This window comes from Ligilactobacillus sp. ESL1201 (genome assembly GCF_058503265.1).
On the sequence record NZ_CP196362.1, the window covers coordinates 1,891,115 to 1,908,470 of the forward strand.

Annotated in this window: 14 protein-coding genes; 1 reads left to right on the top strand and 13 read right to left on the bottom strand. The window is 42.5% G+C overall.

Annotated elements, in window-relative coordinates; genetic code table 11:
• The 5 genes from ACSYSK_RS09155 to cytX all read right to left on the bottom strand — a co-directional run bounded on the left by ACSYSK_RS09155 (position 1) and on the right by cytX (position 6,052).
• Complete coding sequence (locus ACSYSK_RS09155) at positions 1 to 741, bottom strand: ABC transporter permease (RefSeq protein ID WP_491714831.1); 741 nt, start codon at positions 739 to 741, stop codon at positions 1 to 3.
• A gap of 14 nt (positions 742 to 755) precedes the next feature.
• Positions 756 to 1,505 carry an ABC transporter ATP-binding protein gene (locus tag ACSYSK_RS09160; protein WP_491714832.1) on the bottom strand — a complete coding sequence of 250 codons (750 nt, stop codon included), beginning with the start codon at positions 1,503 to 1,505 and terminating at the stop codon, positions 756 to 758.
• Between the two features lie 456 nt (positions 1,506 to 1,961).
• Positions 1,962 to 3,314: a uracil-xanthine permease family protein gene (locus ACSYSK_RS09165; RefSeq protein WP_491714833.1), complete on the bottom strand. Its 1,353-nt coding sequence runs from the start codon at positions 3,312 to 3,314 to the stop codon at positions 1,962 to 1,964.
• Positions 3,304 to 4,659 (bottom strand): guanine deaminase, encoded by a 1,356-nt coding sequence (gene guaD / locus ACSYSK_RS09170; protein WP_491714834.1) that lies wholly within the window; start codon positions 4,657 to 4,659, stop codon positions 3,304 to 3,306. The genes ACSYSK_RS09165 and guaD overlap by 11 nt, the downstream gene beginning before the upstream one ends.
• A gap of 196 nt (positions 4,660 to 4,855) precedes the next feature.
• The gene (gene cytX / locus ACSYSK_RS09175; protein WP_491714835.1) at positions 4,856 to 6,052 is read right to left on the bottom strand and encodes a putative hydroxymethylpyrimidine transporter CytX; all 1,197 of its coding nucleotides are present in this window, start codon (positions 6,050 to 6,052) and stop codon (positions 4,856 to 4,858) included.
• A gap of 344 nt (positions 6,053 to 6,396) precedes the next feature.
• Between cytX and ACSYSK_RS09180 the strand changes: the two genes are divergently transcribed.
• Positions 6,397 to 6,576: a transcription repressor gene (locus ACSYSK_RS09180; RefSeq protein ID WP_491714836.1), complete on the top strand. Its 180-nt coding sequence runs from the start codon at positions 6,397 to 6,399 to the stop codon at positions 6,574 to 6,576.
• A gap of 342 nt (positions 6,577 to 6,918) precedes the next feature.
• Here ACSYSK_RS09180 and ACSYSK_RS09185 read toward each other — a convergent pair whose 3' ends face one another.
• The 8 genes from ACSYSK_RS09185 to ACSYSK_RS09220 all read right to left on the bottom strand — a co-directional run bounded on the left by ACSYSK_RS09185 (position 6,919) and on the right by ACSYSK_RS09220 (position 17,339).
• Positions 6,919 to 8,130: an IS110 family RNA-guided transposase gene (locus ACSYSK_RS09185; RefSeq protein ID WP_491714837.1), complete on the bottom strand. Its 1,212-nt coding sequence runs from the start codon at positions 8,128 to 8,130 to the stop codon at positions 6,919 to 6,921.
• A gap of 316 nt (positions 8,131 to 8,446) precedes the next feature.
• A complete protein-coding gene (locus tag ACSYSK_RS09190) occupies positions 8,447 to 9,649 on the bottom strand; it encodes an MFS transporter (protein WP_491714838.1) in 1,203 nt (400 codons plus the stop codon).
• Positions 9,650 to 10,007: 358 nt separating this feature from the next.
• Positions 10,008 to 12,206 (bottom strand): alpha-galactosidase, encoded by a 2,199-nt coding sequence (locus ACSYSK_RS09195; RefSeq protein WP_491714839.1) that lies wholly within the window; start codon positions 12,204 to 12,206, stop codon positions 10,008 to 10,010.
• A complete protein-coding gene (locus ACSYSK_RS09200; RefSeq protein ID WP_491714840.1) occupies positions 12,203 to 14,140 on the bottom strand; it encodes a glycoside-pentoside-hexuronide (GPH):cation symporter in 1,938 nt (645 codons plus the stop codon). Before ACSYSK_RS09200 ends, ACSYSK_RS09195 begins: the two co-directional genes overlap by 4 nt.
• Positions 14,141 to 14,351: 211 nt before the next feature.
• On the bottom strand, positions 14,352 to 15,035 hold the full coding sequence (locus ACSYSK_RS09205) for a fructose-6-phosphate aldolase (RefSeq protein ID WP_491714841.1): 684 nt from the start codon (positions 15,033 to 15,035) through the stop codon (positions 14,352 to 14,354).
• A 28-nt stretch (positions 15,036 to 15,063) separates the two neighbouring features.
• Positions 15,064 to 15,660: an SIS domain-containing protein gene (locus ACSYSK_RS09210; RefSeq protein WP_491714842.1), complete on the bottom strand. Its 597-nt coding sequence runs from the start codon at positions 15,658 to 15,660 to the stop codon at positions 15,064 to 15,066.
• Between the two features lie 36 nt (positions 15,661 to 15,696).
• A complete protein-coding gene (locus ACSYSK_RS09215; RefSeq protein WP_491714843.1) occupies positions 15,697 to 15,984 on the bottom strand; it encodes a PTS sugar transporter subunit IIB in 288 nt (95 codons plus the stop codon).
• Positions 15,985 to 16,007: 23 nt separating this feature from the next.
• The gene (locus tag ACSYSK_RS09220; protein WP_491714844.1) at positions 16,008 to 17,339 is read right to left on the bottom strand and encodes a PTS galactitol transporter subunit IIC; all 1,332 of its coding nucleotides are present in this window, start codon (positions 17,337 to 17,339) and stop codon (positions 16,008 to 16,010) included.
• Positions 17,340 to 17,356 lie beyond the last annotated feature (17 nt).

Consider the following 17,356-nt stretch of genomic DNA (forward strand, 5'->3'; position numbering starts at 1 on the left):
CTACTCCTTAAACTGTTCTGGTCTGTACAACACGTGAATAATCAGTAAAAATATCAAGGAACAAGCCAGTAAAATTGCTATTGTACCAGTCACCTGTCCCAAATTATGATCGTAAATTACGCCAAAAAAACTAGTGGTAACTTTAGCGACAGGAGACAGACTAGCTAGCTGTGCTGCCTTTTTTCCCAAAATCGTCATTGGAAAAAATAATCCCGATAGAACAGCAAAAATATTAATCAAGATATTTAACAACTTAGTTGCTAAATCCTCGCTTTTAATCAGGACACAAAAAGCGCCACCTAAGGTAATCGAAAAAGCAACAAGGGCTAAGTCGAGCAGCAAAATGCAGCCAATCTGCCTGCCACCAAAGTTAACCAATCCCGTAACGTTAAATAAAATTAGGTAAATTGCCAAAATTAAATAAGACAAACTGATCGCTACCAACAATTTAGCCGAGTAAACCTTGCTGCGGGCAATCGGCAGATAAATAATGCGCCGATTCGCTAATTTAACGTGACTACCAAACAACATTTCTGGCAGAATAATCGTCGTTGCTAGGGATAAGTAAATCAGCATCGTCACGCCGTAGTAGTCGTAAGAAGTTAAGACATCGCCAGCAAACATCCCACCGCAGACAAAACCCATTAAGATGATCAGCAACGGCGGATACAAAATTAAATAAGACATAATCGGTTTATTCTTCAGCAAGTTTCGTAAATCTTGCTTCATGATAATTAACATTTCATTTTCCCTCTTTAGTCACGTAGCTTTTTGCCGGTAAGTGATAAAAAAACATCTTCCAAATTATGATTACCAGTTTTAGCTCCGATATCATTTCTTAAAATATTAGCTAAAGTATCGTTGAGTAAAATTTGGCCGCTATCCATAATAATGATCCGGTCACAAATTGCCTGAACCTCTTCCATGTAGTGCGTCGTATAAATAATTGTCGCCCCGTTAGCACGCATGTCTTTAATTGCCATTAAAATATGGTTGCGCGATTGCGGATCGATCCCAACCGTTGGCTCATCAAAAATAATCAATTCTGGCTCATGCGCGATTGCACAGGCAATGTTTAACCGCCGCTTCATCCCACCCGAAAAACTGCTTGGCAAGTCGTCTTTGCGTTCGAGTAAACCTACTTTGATCAGTGCCTGTTTGACCTTTTGCTCAAGCAAATTTCGTTTGACCCCATATAATGCCGCAAAAAATTTGACATTTTTATAAGCGGATAGATCTTCATAGAGTGCAATGTCTTGTGGCACCACTCCTAATTTACATTTGATTTGTTTATCACTAAGACTGCTATCGTCAAAGTAGTTAATCGTTCCTGAATCTGCTTTAAGCAAAGTAGCAATGATACTGATCGTCGTACTTTTTCCCGCACCATTAGGACCTAAAAAGCCTAGAATTTCCCCTTTTTGAACGCTGAAGCTTAAATTATTCACAGCTTTTTTACCATTTTTGTATGTTTTTGAAACACCGCTTACCCGTAAAACATCCACTTAATTTTTCCTCCTTTAGTTTACATCGTAAATATAGATTACATTGTAAACCAAAGAGCAAAATTGTCAAGCGTTGAAAAATTAGGAGTTGGGACCAAAAAAGGGGACTGGGACAAAACTCCGTTTTGTTCCAGTTCCCCTTTTGCTTTTCGTAAGTAATAGACTTAATCGCGTTCGTTAAGCCAGCAGTCTAGGTCCTAAAGGCACTGACAAACAAATCTAAGTACAGGATTTGCTTGTCAGTGCCACTTAGTCCACGACCGCTAACCGGCTTGACTCACAGCTTGTTTGATCGTGCTCCAAAAGGCAGCAGTTTACGCCTAGCTACGTTTCAAAATAAAACCCAAGTGCGGGTTTTACTTTGAAACTAGGCTAGTGCTCGACTGCTAACCTCTTTTTGTCCCAACTCCCCTAGTTTTACTTTTGTCGCTAAACATCATAACCTTAAATTTTTTATTATTTCATCATATTTAATTTTGCTAACAAGCGCGTACTAAAATGCGGGTGCCAGTTTAATATTAAGTTGAGTACGATCGCTGCCAGTGCTGCAATCGTGATTGGAGACTGGAGAAAATACCGGAGAAATTGGGGAGCGGCAGAAATTACTTTTGCCGGCACTAAGATCAACGCTAACGTCAACACCAAAGGCACCCCGACTACATAAATATCATTTCCCGTAAACGTACGAACCGTTTTGAGTCCGTTGAGCATGATAATAACACAGATCATCGCAAAAATCCCACCGATCACCGCGGCTGGGATCGCCGTTAAAAATGCAGCCAGTTTACCACTAAAACCTAAAATCACAAACCACGTACCAACCGCCATAAAAACTCGACGGCTAGCGACCCCAGTGATCGATACAATACCTGCATTGGTAGAATAACCCGTCATCGGTGTACTTCCTAGCAAAGCCGCTAATAAACAGCTAAGTCCCTCTCCGATCAAGCCCCGATTCCACTGTTTCACAGATAATTTTTCCCCGGTGACCGCACTCATCGCAAACCAAGTTCCGGTAGTTTCAGTCGTTAGCACGATATAGATAATTATAAAAGTTAAAATCGCCATCCCCGAAAAACGAACCCCATAATGAAAAATAGTAAAGTGGGGCCAAGAAAACCATGCCGTTTTTGCAATCAGTGACCAGTCTACTAGGTGCAACGCATTGGCGGCTAACATCCCAAGCAACAACGCAATTACGATCGACCCCGACTTTAACACCTTACTTAAACCAGGGAAAAAATTACTCAGAATAATAGCTAGTAATAACGATCCCATAGTAATAGTTGCTAACAGGATATTTTGGTTAATATTGCCTGCAGCCTGAAAAATATTATCGTTCAGTGCGGAGGGCAACAGTGACAACCCGACACAAGCAATGATCGTTCCCCCAACTATACTCGGAACTAATTTATTCACGATTTTTTGGTAATAGCCGCTCCAACCCAAAATAAGTAACAGTACCGAACCGACCACGCAAGACCCCAACACCGTTGCCATGCCACCGTGAGTCGCACCGTTAGCAAAATAAACCCCAGCGATCGCACCGACCGGAACATAGGACGGTCCCTGTGACATCGGCATTTTCAATAACAGTCCACTTTGTAATAAGGTCCCTAACCCGCAAGCTAAAAAAGCAACTTGTAAAAACGCGGCTTTTTGCACTGCACCTAACGCCAACATGCCGGCAATGATCAGTGGCGGCACGTAAACGTCCATTGCTAACACATGTTGCAATCCCAGTAAAACAGCTTGCCATGCTGGTATCTGATCTTCCGGTCCGTATAATAATTCACCATTATTTTTCATCTGTGCTCTCCTTTACCGCGATTCCTTGAACCAACACCTGTTTAATATCGTTTTTAGTCGTTAAGTACAGTAATTTTTCCAAACGCAAATCCGGATCTAGCGGCGTAAAATCACGCCAACTTTGTTCTATTACCTGTAAGTCAGCATAACAGCCAACTTTAATTTGACCTACTGGTAGGTGTAATGCCTGTGCCCCACCAACGGTCGCCAAGTAAAAAGCATTTTTCAGTGTTAAAAATTCCTCATTGGTTCCCCGCCGGTCAGGCGCTAAACTGCCATCAACTCCTTCGTGACGTTGGTGCGATGACAATACTGCTTGTTGCATATTTTGGTATAGGCTAGGCGAATAGCCACCAGAAATATCGGTTCCCAGTCCCATTTTAATGTGGGCGGCTAATAGCGGGCGCGCAGCTAAGATCGCATTACCAAAATAAACATTAGAAAGCGGACAATGCGCGATGGCAACGCCTCTTTGGTGAAATAGACGCAGGTCATCTTTATTTAGTAAAGTACCGTGCGCCATCACCGACCTTTCCGTCAACAAACCGTACTGATCTAAAACAGCCGCATCGCGCTGGTGGTAATTTTCTAACGCGTAATTATTTTCCCAATCGCTCTCACTACAGTGGGATTGGACCGGCAGATCATACTGCCGTGCCAGTTCACCTAATCCCGCCAAGGCCGCGGGGGTACAGCTAGGCAAAAAGCGCGGGGTGATCACCGGCGTTAATTTTACTTGCGCAGTTTGGTTTAACTTCTGGATCGCTATAATCAATTCTTCTGTCGCTTGCAAAGCACTAGCCGCACTTTCATCACAGTAGTTAGCGGGAGTTTGCTGGGGATCGTCCATCACCACTTTACCTATCAGACCTCGCTGGTGGTATTTCAAACACGCCTTTGCCAACGCTAAATTTCCCTGATTATGAACTGAGCCAAAATACAACGCCGTCGTAGTTCCGTGAGCTAATAATTCCTGTACCAGATCCTCATAAACCATTTGTGCGAATTGCCGGTCTTGGTACTTAGCCTCTAGCGGAAAAGTATAAGTATTTAACCACTCCGCTAACGGGCGGTCCAAAGCAACTCCCGCGTTAGGCCACTGAGGTGCATGAATATGAAGATCGACCAATCCCGGTAACAAGACTTGGTTAGCGGCTAAAGAGCGTAAAGTCTCGTCTTGTTTAGCCTGCCGCAACACTTCCTGGTACTGCGGATCACCCGGTGACAAAATTGCAGCGATCACCCCGTTATCATCAATACAGATCAAGCCGTCTTGTTGGTAGTGCACTTGGTCTGGGGTGACTGGTGAGTAAAACGAACCTTGGATCACTTTAGCAAATTGCATATTCACCTCCATAAGCGAACTATTTTTAGTAAAAAATAATTATCATTCATATTTTTATTGTAACAGCTTTTATGGATTTTAACAGGGTAAAATTAAAAAATGACCATTTTTGTGAATTTAAGCTGACAAAAAAGAGACTAGAACAAAACTTTGCTTTGTTCCAGCCTCTTTGCTGTTAAAATTTAATGTTCGGTTTTTACTGATTGTTCTGTCCTAACATTAGCGGGTATTTTTTAGCAAACAAGCCCGTCAACCACACACCGACCAGCAAAACCAACATTAACAAAAATGTCGTTCCTAAACCAAAATCCACACGCTGCAAGCCATAATAAGCAACGCTGCCGACCAGCCACCAACCAAAATTCCACGCCAAGTTCAAGCGTCGTTGCAACACAAACGCACTGACAAATAAAACTACGAATAAAGGAGTAAAGACTGCACCGATCATATTTAAGAAACTCTGGTAGTAATCAAGCGATACGCCTAACGCTAATACCAAGCCAACTACCGTGACGCCTACCGCCCACAAGTTGACGTGTCCTTTGTGGAAGAGATTTTCCAAGTTGGTAGCAGCCGAATACGCGTCCATAAAAGTCGTCGTTACCGTCGAAAAAACGATGATCAATAACGCGATCAAGCCGAGGTTAGTTTGAGCCAACGCTACGGTAAAATCGCTTTGTCCGGATTTTAATACGGCTAATAACCCCAGCATAAACATTGCACAGCCGCCGATAAAATACCCCGTCACGCTAGCCAAACTTTCCTTTAGCGGGTGATTGCCGTGACAAGTATAATCACCGATCAGCGGCAGCCACGATAACGACATCGTGACGTTTAGCTCCACGGCCGCGCCAAAACTCAACTGCCCGCCAAGATGACCGGCACCGGCAAAGTGTTTGGTGGTAAAGATCCACGCCACTAACGCCATACCCACCACCAGCAGCAACACGATCGCGTTATTGATCCGAAACAGCCATTTATGATTAAACAACAGCCAAATAATAATCAAAGCAGCCACGATCACGGACATCCAAACAACGCTGTGATAATGAAAGAGTTTGTTAGTGATCCCGTTTAACGCTAACTGAGCGTTGACGATCATCACCGCCGTCCAGCCTACCAGTTGCACGGCATTCAACAGGGAAAACAGCGTCACGCCCCACTTACCAAAAACACTGTTGGTCACCGCGATCGCCGTCTTTTTTTGTACCGCCGACAGGTACGCAGCTGGCAGTAAAAATAAAAAGCAACCGATCAAATGACCGCTGATGATCGCTAAAATCCCCTTGCTCCAACCTAGCGGAGCGATCAACGTGCCGGTCACGATCTCTGCGATCGAGATCGCCGTTCCTAGCCACAGTAAAAATAAACTTCCTAGCTTAGTTTGTCCCACCTTTAAGCCTTCCTTTCATTTACCATCAAAGTGAGCACAAAAAATAGCACCCTGGTAAAAAATCACGCAAAAGAGTGCTACTAGCCGTCACTCATCACAATCCCTCCGCATGTCTTAACAAAACAGGTTCAAGGGTCTGATTTACTCACTCTCAGCCATAATAGGCTCCCCTTTGCGATGATTCTATTTAATTAAATTACTGTTAGTCTACAATGTTTTTCATTAACTTACAAGCAGAAATTTGCTTTCATTTTACTTAAGAATCCTAATTTTATTTTGCAAATAAAACGCTTTATACTATACTAGAAGTGGAGGTTTCATTCAGCTCCAAGGGAGATGACGCCGTGATTGCCGCAACGATTGCTGCTCTAGCAGCTAGTAAAAATATTTCTATCACTCACCTTGAAAACGCCCTCGGCTTACCTCAAGGTTGCGTGCGTACTTGGAATCAGTCTGCTCCTTGTAACCAATTAGTCTTGGTAGCACGCTATTTGGATGTTTCTATCGAGACCTTTTTAGCTTAAAATACTAAAATAATTCATGACCGCTAAACAAGTGAGAGTCAAGCCGGTTAGCGGTCGGTGTCCTTAGGACCTAGACTGCTGGCTTGACGAACACGATTAAGTCTATTACTTACAAAAAACAAAAATGGGGCTGGAACAAAACAAAGTTTTCTACGATTAGTCAAGTACAAACTGCTACTTTATTGGGATTTTCCTACCAATATTTTTAAAATTAACCAGTAAATTTACTGAATTCAATCCGTAATTTGTCTTAATTACCTTTTTGAGAGTACAACAAATAGACACCTAATTTTATTAATTTTTTTAAAGGTGTTATGATATAGAATATAATTAAAAAGTATCCTATGGGCGCTTTGACGTCGAATAATAGACATACTTTTGATTTTTAACTACTAGGTGATATATCGTCCTAATCAGACGATGTATTGATGCAATAGCGATCTTCTTGGTCATGTGTGGCCGACCAGATCGCTTTTTTCTTTGGTAATAATCGGCAATATGATTTTGACTACCATTTTTGGTGCTGGTGGCGATCATGTTCATAATTACTTGGTAAAAAACTTTACGTGCGTACGGATTACCCCGTTTACTGATTGATTCAGCCGCTAGATATTTTCCAGATTCATAATGGCGGAGATCAATTCCAATAAAAGCGTTAATTTGATTAGATGAACTAAAACGTCTGATATCACCTAATTCGGCTATTATTAAATTAGCGGTACTTTCTCCAATCCCTGGAATAGATAGTAAGATCTCGTATTCCGGTAATGCAGCTGCCATTTGACTCATTTGTTTAATGATTTTCCGTTTTTGTTGATTTAATTGCTTTAATTGTTGTGCCCAATAACTGACCTGTTGGATCGTACTAGATCCTTGCGGTACCGCCGGGTAACTTTGGCGCGCAAGCTGTACCAATTTTGTAGTAACTTTTGTGACTTGAATTCGTGATGTTGTCTTAGTCAGTGAATTTTCAACGCCGCTAGTTACTTCCGCAAGCGAACATTTAGTAACTGCATAACTACTAGGAAAGCGGCTAACTAAATTCCAATATAGCGGACCATTGGTGGTACTAAGTAACCCTTCGATTTCTGGGAAAGTCAATTGTAATATCCGGTGTAGGCGGTTTTTGGCACGCACTAAATCGTTATTGATTTCTTGATAGAAACGACTGAGATCCTTGAGTTCTGTGTAAACCGGAAGCTGTTGGTAGTCAGCTATTCGCTTTAATATAAATTGCGACTTAGCTAAGTTAAGCGCATCTAGTTGATCAGTTTTACGATGGCGTAAACTGTCTAACTGTTTTTTAGCCGCTAATGGATTTAACCTAGTGTAAGAATAACCGTAATCCTGAAAAAAAGACTGTAAGCGACGTGAGTAGATCCCAGTGGCCTCAAAAATAATTTCTGGTTGATGACATGAACGAAGATCTTCCAATAATTTCATTAAACCACAGCGATCATTACTGATTTGATATTGTTGAACTATTTGTCCAGCGATACCAATAGCTACATTAGATGTTCGACTACTAACATCAATTCCAAAGACGACTTGCATTTTAATCACCTTTCTTGAAGTTTGCTTCCATCTTCCTGATCAATCTACTTTTCACTACACGACATCAAGTGTCCCACATTCTTCGAACAGATTTTTAATCAGCAAGGATGAAGTTGCCTGTTTTGTCCACGACGTTATGCGCCTATCTGTTTTACGACTTGTCAACTTCACCACCACTTTAACACCAAGAAAAAGTGGTAGAGAAAAAACTCCGTCGAGTTAATTCTCTACCACTAATCTTAGAATGTTTTGTCCCAACTCCATTTTTCTAACGAAATCACTTTCTTAACAGCAGCTAATCACCTAACCTCATTACTCAGAACTGATACTTTCTTTGCCGGACAACTAATATTCCAGAAGCAATCACCGAGACACACGCAACCGCAGTAGTTACTCCAAAGACTCGTACAACACTGCTAGCCGTATCTTGGAGCAGCACACTAGATACCAACGGTCCCAAAAAATAAGTTAACGCAGCCATGGCACTGTAATAACTCGTGATTTTACCACGTCCCTTAGGAAAATACTCCGTCAAAACCGACAGTCCCAACTGCCAGATCCCACCGGCGGCAAAAAAGCCGATTACCAAACTAACGATACGAGCAACCAGCAACGACGGCACAAGTACCAGCGCTAGTAAGGCAATAAACGAGATCAGCGTGTAAATAAACGTGAGTAACAACGGATGGAATTTAGTAACTAAAACTGCCGTTAAAAATACCGAGATCATCGAAGCCATTGCGTACCAAGAAACTAAAATTTTAGCGGCGACATCACTTGCTCCCACTACGAGACTGCCAAATTGTGGTACATACTGTGAAAAAACGTAAAAGGTAAAGCAAATAGTAAAGCCAAGCATGATCAACAACACCCCATCAACCGCCATTTGAGGCTTAACAGCCTGTTCTTGCACTGCAGTTGACTGAGTTTCACCTGCTTGTAGACCCGCGGTACCTGCCTGGTCGTCTCCCAGCGGTGCAAACTTAGCAACTGCTGTTAAAACAACGTCGATCACTAAAATTGCAACAACAAGTATCACAGTTACCCGGGCATTATGAACGCTGGCTACCCAAAACGGAAACAAAAACTGCGCGCTTGACATTGCTGCTTTTAACAACGAGCTCATAGTAGCTGAACGCTTAGGGAAAGCCTCCGTGATAGCAGGATAACTCCCCGCATCAACAAACGAATTAGTGACACCAAAAAACAGTGCCGCACAACAAGCAATAACTAAACTGTGTGCAAAGCCGATCCCCAGTAGGAAGATAATGTTAGCTACCAGAGCAATTAGGATCGTTTTTGCCCGTCCGATCCTGTCAGAGATCACACCAGCAAATAAGATCGTCACGATCCGCCCCACACCGACCAGCGACAAGACCAAAGATACCCCTTTGACCCCGGTGTTCCAGGAATTGCTAAACCATGAACTGTACTGAGAAATGATAATATTAACGATCCCCATTACCGCAAAATTCAAATAGATCGCCACGGCCGCCAATGTATAATTACTTTTCTTCATTATAAATACCCCTTGCATCAAAACAGCCATGCTAAATCACACACGCCCAGTAACAAAAATAATTACTACTACATCAAAATCAACAACCGCTTAAAGCCAAATTCCCTTAATTAACAATACGAGAGTATGATGAGTTTGTCTAATAGTTTTATTGATTAACGCAAAAAGGAGCGAGGCCAAAATCTCCTCGTTCCTTTTGGTAACATCATAAATTTAACTTGTTTTACAAGCGTGATCTTAATTGCGCTCCAGCTGGCAGCCGCCTACGTTTAACTACGCAATCCAACCAAGTCAAGTTCGACTTGGTCGTCTTGCTAGGTTAATCCTTAGCGGCTAATCGCCAGCTTGCACAGCTTGTCTATTTAACCGCCTTAAAACGATACATGTGCGCGCTGAAATCTTGTTGTTCGTCTTTTTCGTAAATCCCCAGATTCATCAGTTCGTCGCCACCATACACCTTCTTGGTAGCCAGATCCTGGTAATTTTTCTGCGGGTCGAGTCCGGCAAAGCGCAACGTTTCAAACGCCGGTTGTGCCTCCGCCAAAACCTTAAAGGAAAAGGCGACCGCTTCATTTTGCTGCGGATCAACAAAGATCCACGCACAACGATTAGAGGTAAACGGACTGAGTAGGCGGGTGAAGTCGCCGAACTGCACCAACGGCCGGATCTCTTTGTACAAAGCAACTTGTTTGCCTAATAGGGCTTTTTCGTCATCTTTCATTTGCGTCAAGTCCAATTCGTAACCAAAGACCCCGCTCATCGCTACCATTGCTCGCGTTTGTAACGGCGTAAACCTGCCCGTCTGTTGGTTAGGACTGACTGAAACGTGCGCCGTCATATTAGAGATCGGATAGGCCAAAGACGTGCCGTACTGAATTTTCATGCGGGCAACGGCATCGGTATTGTCACTAGTCCATGACTGTGGCATATAATAGGCAAAACCGGCATCGAAACGATTACCGCCGCTAGAACAACCTTCCCACAAAATATCCGGGTACTCGCTAGTCAGGTTTTCCAATAATTCATACACCCCTAAAATGTAACGGTGCATGACTTCACCCTGTTGGTCGGCTGGCAACGCCGTCGAATACACATCGGTAATGCTGCGGTTCATGTCCCACTTGATGTAATCGATCGTATTGTTGTTCAAAATAGCTTCCATTTGTTGCTGGATATTTTGCCGTACCTCTTTTCTGCCCATATCTAATACGTACTGATTACGGCATGGGCTCGGCTTTCTGTCAGGGACCTGTAATAAATAATCGGGATGGTCGCGGTATAAGTCCGAATCAAACGAAATCATTTCCGGTTCAAACCAAATACCAAATTTCAGCCCTTGGCCATGAACGTAGTCGATAAAGTGCTGTAACCCGTGCGGAAATTTACGCTCTAGTACTTGCCAGTCACCTAATGAACTGTTGTCATCGTCACGGTGGCCAAACCAACCGTCGTCAAGTACGAACATCTCAATACCAGCTTTTTTAGCCTCGTCGACGATCGTTTGTAATTTGGCATCGTCAAAATCAAAGAACGTTGCTTCCCAGTTATTGACCACGATCGGCCGTTCCTTGTACTGGAACTTCCCGCGCGTCACCCGTTCACGGATCAGGTGATGGTAAGTTTGGCTCATTTCGTTAAATCCATGGGTACTGTAAGTCAGCAGTACCTCGGGAGTCTGAAACTGTTCTCCCGCAGTTAGTTTCCAGTCAAACTGCTCTTCGTTGATCCCCACCGTGATGCGCGTTTGGTCATAAGAATCTTTTTGAATCTGAAATTCGTGATTGCCGGAGTAAACAAAGTTAAAACCATAAACGTCACCGCTAAACTCCGTAGTTTGCGGGTCACACAATGCTACAAAGCTATTCATATGTGCGCTGCTGGCACCACGAACACTAGAAAAGGTCCGCGTGCCATAGCCTACCCGTTCGCGTTGAATGTTGCGCTCATTTTCATGGGCTCCGGGTAGCGAAATCACATCCAGGTCTCGTTGGCTGTAATCCAATTGCAGCGACGCAATTTTTTCTACGTGAACCGTTTCTTGACTAGCGTTGATCACTTTAGTCGCACGGGTGATCACGTCTCGCTCACGGTAAATCGTGTACTGTAATTCCAGTTCAACTTTGCTAAATTCATCTTTTAGAGTGATCACTAGCGTCTGGGCCTCGTCGTCGTCATTGACATAAGATGCCGGCAAACCAGCCAAGCGCGGTTTACCCGCCGTAATTTGATGATGATCGTAGGTAAAAAAGCCCGAACGAGCGCCATTTTCAAAACGTAACACGGCTGCCGGGGTGCGGAAATCACCATCACCTTTAGTACTATATTCGCGCGTCAATTGCCCCAACGAATAAGTTCGGTCCAGTGAGCCCGGTAAATTAGCGTTCAATCCCCGGTCACGGCGCGGGTAACGCAACTGACCGTGATAATTTTTAACGGCCGTGCCAAAATATAAGTGGCTCAAATACCCACCATCATCGATGCCGATCAGGTAAGAAATCTGCCCGTTCGTTAAGTGAAAAACCTGTTGTTGCGCGTCAAACGTAATTAACTGACTCAATTATTTTCCTCCTCAGTGGTATGACTAACCTGTAATGCAGCAGTCGTGCCTACGGTCATTTCCGTTCCCGGTTGAACTAACGGTGTGACCGTGCCAAATTCTGCCGAATTAGTGATCGTCACTAACACGGTATCGTCTAAGCCCGCTTTTTGAATAGCCGGATCCCAGAATTCGATCAGCTCAGTCCCCTTAGTAACTCTTTGACCCTGTTCAACGTAAGAAACAAAGCCCGTGCCGTTCATTTTGACCGTACCGATCCCGATATGGATCAACAACGAAATTCCGTTGTCACCGACGATGCCGACCGAATGTCTGGTCGACAATAACTGCTTGATCGTCCCATCAAACGGTGCACATACGCGCCCGTCAGTCGGTTTAACGGCAAATCCTTGCCCCATTTGTCCCTGAGCAAAAGTCGGGTCACTGACCTGAGATAATTCAACCATCGTTCCGGAAATCGGGGTAGTGATATTAACTTCTCCCGCTAAGGTAGTTGGTTCAGTAGTCGCAGATTTACCCCATGTTTTCTCCAACTCGTCGACGATCTCGGCGTGTTTTTCTTCGGTCAAAAAGATCTTTTTCCAGAAAATAAACGAAGCGATCAACATCAAAACTGCTGGCAAAGCAAACATCAAGATCTTGAAGATCAACCGTCCCTGCGGAGTGACGGAAGCAGCCGTTGCGCCACCTGACATCCCAGCGATCACGGCGATTTGACCAACGGCACCGTTAGAGATCGCACCGCCTAATTTGTCCAACAGTGGCCGGATCGATAGGGTCAACGATTCGTTTCTGTGGCCTAACTTCAACTGGCCGTATTCCACGCAATCGGTGATGATCATTAACACTACTAAGAAAATCAAAGCCTGCGGTACTTGGAACATTTCAGCAGAGATCAGCACCAAGACCAACGATTTACCAGAAACAGTATATAGTGCGATCCCGGCTAACATAATACCGATACAGATACCGAATAACTTCTTGCGGTGAAATTTATCAGCCAAACTCGGAAACAGTGTCACGGTCACTAAACTGATGATCGTGTTTAAGATTTGAAAAATCGAAAACTTAGCTGCTTGCCCCATGATAAAGGTAAAGTAGTAAAGTTCCAGCGAGTTTAAAATATTGATGCCGATTGCGTAGATCCCGTAAGTCAAAGCGATCCACATCAACTGGTCATTTTTCAACAGGGCACCAAAAATTTGTTTGAAGCCCGTCGTTTGCTTTTTATTTTTACGAATATCGGAATCAATTTCGTGAGTCCCGACGCCGACTACTAAAGCACTGATGATCGAGATCGCAGCGACAACCGCGGCAAACCAAAACCAACCGCGGGAATCCCCGGTGCCACCATTTTTGTTAAGCGAAAAGAATAAGACCAGTGGCATCACGATCACGCCAACGATCCCGGCACCTGCGGTCGAACCGACACGGGCAAAAGTTGAAGTCCGTTCGCGTTCCTGCGAATTCAACGATAGCGCTGGCACCATCGACCAAAAACCAACGTCTTTAAACGAATAAAAAATATCCATCGTAATGTATAAAATAGCAAAAATCACTAGGTATAAAATTGGGTTAGAATAACTCAGCCCACCCATGTTGGTAAATAAAATAGCTAAAATCACGCCACTGATGATCCCACCGGAAACCACCCAGGGTTTAAACTGACCAAAACGCGTATGCGTCCGGTCGATCATGTTACCGATAAACGGATCGATCACCAACTCAACGATCCGCAGTACTGCAATGATCGTAGTGATGTACAAAATCATCCGGTCATTACGCGCCGCATTCCCTGAGTTAAATAAGTGTGACGTCACAAAAATAATAAAATAAGTTGACAGCGTGCCGTAAAACATATCGTGTCCAAACGCACCAAACGCGTAAGAAAGACGCGATGTCAGCACACTGCCCTTTTGCTTTGCTTCTTCCATGTCCTATATTCCCTTTCCTGAATATTGATTAAATGATAATACATCCTTTATTAAAGCGTTATCAGTTGGATTTGTCAAACTCTTATATTCACATGAAAAAATAGAGATCATTTTTTGAACCTTTTTTCATTCTGAGATGATATCAAATTAAAAACAACAAAAAAGGGTAGGTATTAATTTTCGTCCCACCCTCATACGTTTAAAATTGTGATCACTGTTTTAAAGAAGCGATAGTTGTGTCTCCGAATATTGATTGCCAGTCCTTAGTAAAATCAGCAACTGCAGCAGAAATTACGGAAAGGCCTAAACCCGTTTCTAAAATAGCGGGGCCCATTGTCACTTCGTCAGCACCGTTTTCAAGTGCATCATTCACTTGCTGCACGGTATGAAAACTAGCTGCTACTATTTTGGTTGTAGCACCAGTAACCTTGATTTGTCGGGCAAAATTAGCAATCACTGCACCAGAATCAATATTCATATTGACCATTCTATTATAATATGGGGCAATATAGTTTGCTCCGGCTGCAATTGCTAAATATCCTTGAAATTCCGTATAGATCGCCGTAGCGGTGATTCTAATACCTTCTTTTTTCAACACTTTCATCGCTGCCAATCCTTCTTCGGTCGTTGGAACTTTAACGTAAACATCGGTACCGATTTTTTCTTGAATAGCATGGGCATCCGCCAAAATTTCGTCTGTAGTGGTTCCAACTACTTGAACATGAAATCTTCTTTGCGGTCCTAAAATCTGGTGAATTTTTCTCATATGTTCATAAAAATCAACTTTACCCCCGTTTTTAACGATCGTCGGATTCGTTGTTACTCCACTTAAAGGAATGACTTTCATGTACTTTTCTATTTGTGCAATATTACTTGTATCTAATAAAAATTCCATCGGCTAATCACCTCTTAGTTTCAAGCAACTATTTTTCAGCCTCTCGTAATTTTTTACCCACTTCTCCACCAGGATGAACACTTAAAAAATCTGCTTTAGAAAAATGATTCTCCCGTGCAATTAAAATTGCAATTGAGTCAAAGACCGACATTACCGTTAATGTGCTGGACGTTGCAATCAATTTAAAGTCATCAGCTTCTTGATCGATAATTACTTGCAATACAATATCAGAATTTCTTCCCAGGTATGAATTTTTCTTTTCAGTCACACCAATGATCTTCGCGCCACGTGGTTTTACCAAATCAACTAACTGGTCGATTTCTTTAGTTTCTCCTCCTTTAGAGATCAAAACTGCGACATCCTTATCGGTTACCACGCCAACTCCCCCGTGCGGTGCATCTGCGGGAGACAGATATAGTGCTGGAGCTTCGACTACGTTCAAAGTATGAGCAATTTTTTTCGCACCCATGCCAGAAGTTCCTGCACCCGATATAATAATTTTACCTTGACAATTTTTTAATAAATTAAACGTTTGTTCTAGTTGCTCATAGTCAATATGATCGGCCACGTACTTAATAGTGTTTGCTTCTTTTTCCAATATTTTTTTAAATTCTTGCTTTTCCAAAATTACGATCCTCCTGACTTTTTATAATTGAAATTACTAATTTTCTTGTACCTTCTGAGCTACTTCCTCGTAAATTTTATCTGCACCAACACCCGTTAAGATCGGTACTGCCGAAATTACCCGATCTTTAATATTATCGGGAACTACCGTCGTAGTTAAAATGATGTCATATTCATCTAAAGTATTAAGCTTATCACTGATACTTGCATGGGTAATATTGACATTTTGGCCTAATCCTTTATCAGTTAAATATTCCTGTACTTTATTCGCTACCACAGTAGAAGTAGCAATCCCTGTGCCACACATTACCAAAATTTTTTTCATTTTTACTCACCTTTCTTTGCTTTTTATTCAGTCACTGATTTTTTTCGCTTATTTAAATAAAACAGCCCGCCCAAAGAAATTAACAATACGATTGCCGAGATGATCCACGGTAAGAATTTTGCTCCTAAAACAAAGATCAGCGTCGGCCATAAACCACCTTCAACTAAAGACGTGATACTTGGAGCATGTCCAATATTGAAGTTTGCAGCTTGTGCCATCTTTGTTACTAATGGTGCAGACCAAGAGGTAATATACAAAATAGTTGTCATATAAATCGAACCACCCACGACTGAACGAACAATATTTCCTTTAAACAAAGGCACCATCAAGCAAACAGCAAAGGGGATAGTAGCAAAATCACCAAATGGTAGTGTTTTATTTCCGGGAAGAACAACAGCCAATAAAAGAGTGATCGGAATCATTAACAAAGAAGAAGCCAACACAGCCTGATCACCAACTGCTAAAGCTGAATCCATTCCAATATATAATTCGTGTCCTGGAAAACGTTTTTTAATAAACTTGTTAGCAGCATCGGAAACGGGAGTTAGTCCTTCCATTAACACCGAAACCATTCTCGGCAATAGCACCATAATAGCTGCCGTTTGCACCCCTAAGTTCAGCGTCTTACCAACATCGTAACCTGCAAGGATCCCGACTACTAAACCAATGATCAAACCCATAACTGAAGTCTCACCAAAAATACCAAATCTTTTTTGAATAGCTTCCGGATTGGCCTTTAATTTATTAAAACCAGGGATCCGATCGAAGATCCAATTCAAAGGCATGGCAAACAAATAACCTGGTAACGAAGTTCCGTGCGGAAAAGTAATATTAGGAAAATGGTAGTATTCATTTAGCGTTGGAGCACTTAAATCTCCCAAGAAATAAAGCATCGTTTGGTAAGCGATCATTGAAAATACTGCTAACGGAAAACTGCCTGAAACTCCATAAATCAGTCCCCCAATAAAAGCTGCGTGCCAAAAATTCCAAATATCAACGTTAAGTGTTTTAGTTAAGCCAAAAAGCAATAATACTAAATCGAGAGCAACACCAATCGGAATTGCAGAAATCCCCAAAATAGTACCATATGAAATAGCTGAAGCTGCCGGCCAGCCAATATCCAAAGTAGTTAATGATAAACCAAAACGTTTGACCATAATTTGAGCAGCCTTACCCAACGTATCTCCTAACAATCCCGTAATTAAATTTAAACCAATAAAGCCGATCCCCACAGTTAATCCGGCCGTAAACGATTTTCTAAAACCGGCCCCTAAGATCAATGCAAAGATTACAATAATAATTGGCAAAATTACCGGAGCTCCCCAGTTAACAACTGTTTGTAAAGCATTTAACATTTTGCTCCCTTCTTTCT

What these genes read in the sequence shown, in the direction of transcription:
- ACSYSK_RS09155 (WP_491714831.1), bottom strand. Translation starts at nt 741, where the DNA reads ATGTTAATTATCATGAAGCAAGATTTACGAAACTTGCTGAAGAATAAA.
- ACSYSK_RS09165 (WP_491714833.1), bottom strand. Translation starts at nt 3,314, where the DNA reads ATGAAAAATAATGGTGAATTATTATACGGACCGGAAGATCAGATACCA.
- guaD (WP_491714834.1), bottom strand. Translation starts at nt 4,659, where the DNA reads ATGCAATTTGCTAAAGTGATCCAAGGTTCGTTTTACTCACCAGTCACC.
- ACSYSK_RS09185 (WP_491714837.1), bottom strand. Translation starts at nt 8,130, where the DNA reads ATGCAAGTCGTCTTTGGAATTGATGTTAGTAGTCGAACATCTAATGTA.
- ACSYSK_RS09190 (WP_491714838.1), bottom strand. Translation starts at nt 9,649, where the DNA reads ATGAAGAAAAGTAATTATACATTGGCGGCCGTGGCGATCTATTTGAAT.
- ACSYSK_RS09200 (WP_491714840.1), bottom strand. Translation starts at nt 14,140, where the DNA reads ATGGAAGAAGCAAAGCAAAAGGGCAGTGTGCTGACATCGCGTCTTTCT.
- ACSYSK_RS09205 (WP_491714841.1), bottom strand. Translation starts at nt 15,035, where the DNA reads ATGGAATTTTTATTAGATACAAGTAATATTGCACAAATAGAAAAGTAC.
- ACSYSK_RS09215 (WP_491714843.1), bottom strand. Translation starts at nt 15,984, where the DNA reads ATGAAAAAAATTTTGGTAATGTGTGGCACAGGGATTGCTACTTCTACT.
- ACSYSK_RS09220 (WP_491714844.1), bottom strand. Translation starts at nt 17,339, where the DNA reads ATGTTAAATGCTTTACAAACAGTTGTTAACTGGGGAGCTCCGGTAATT.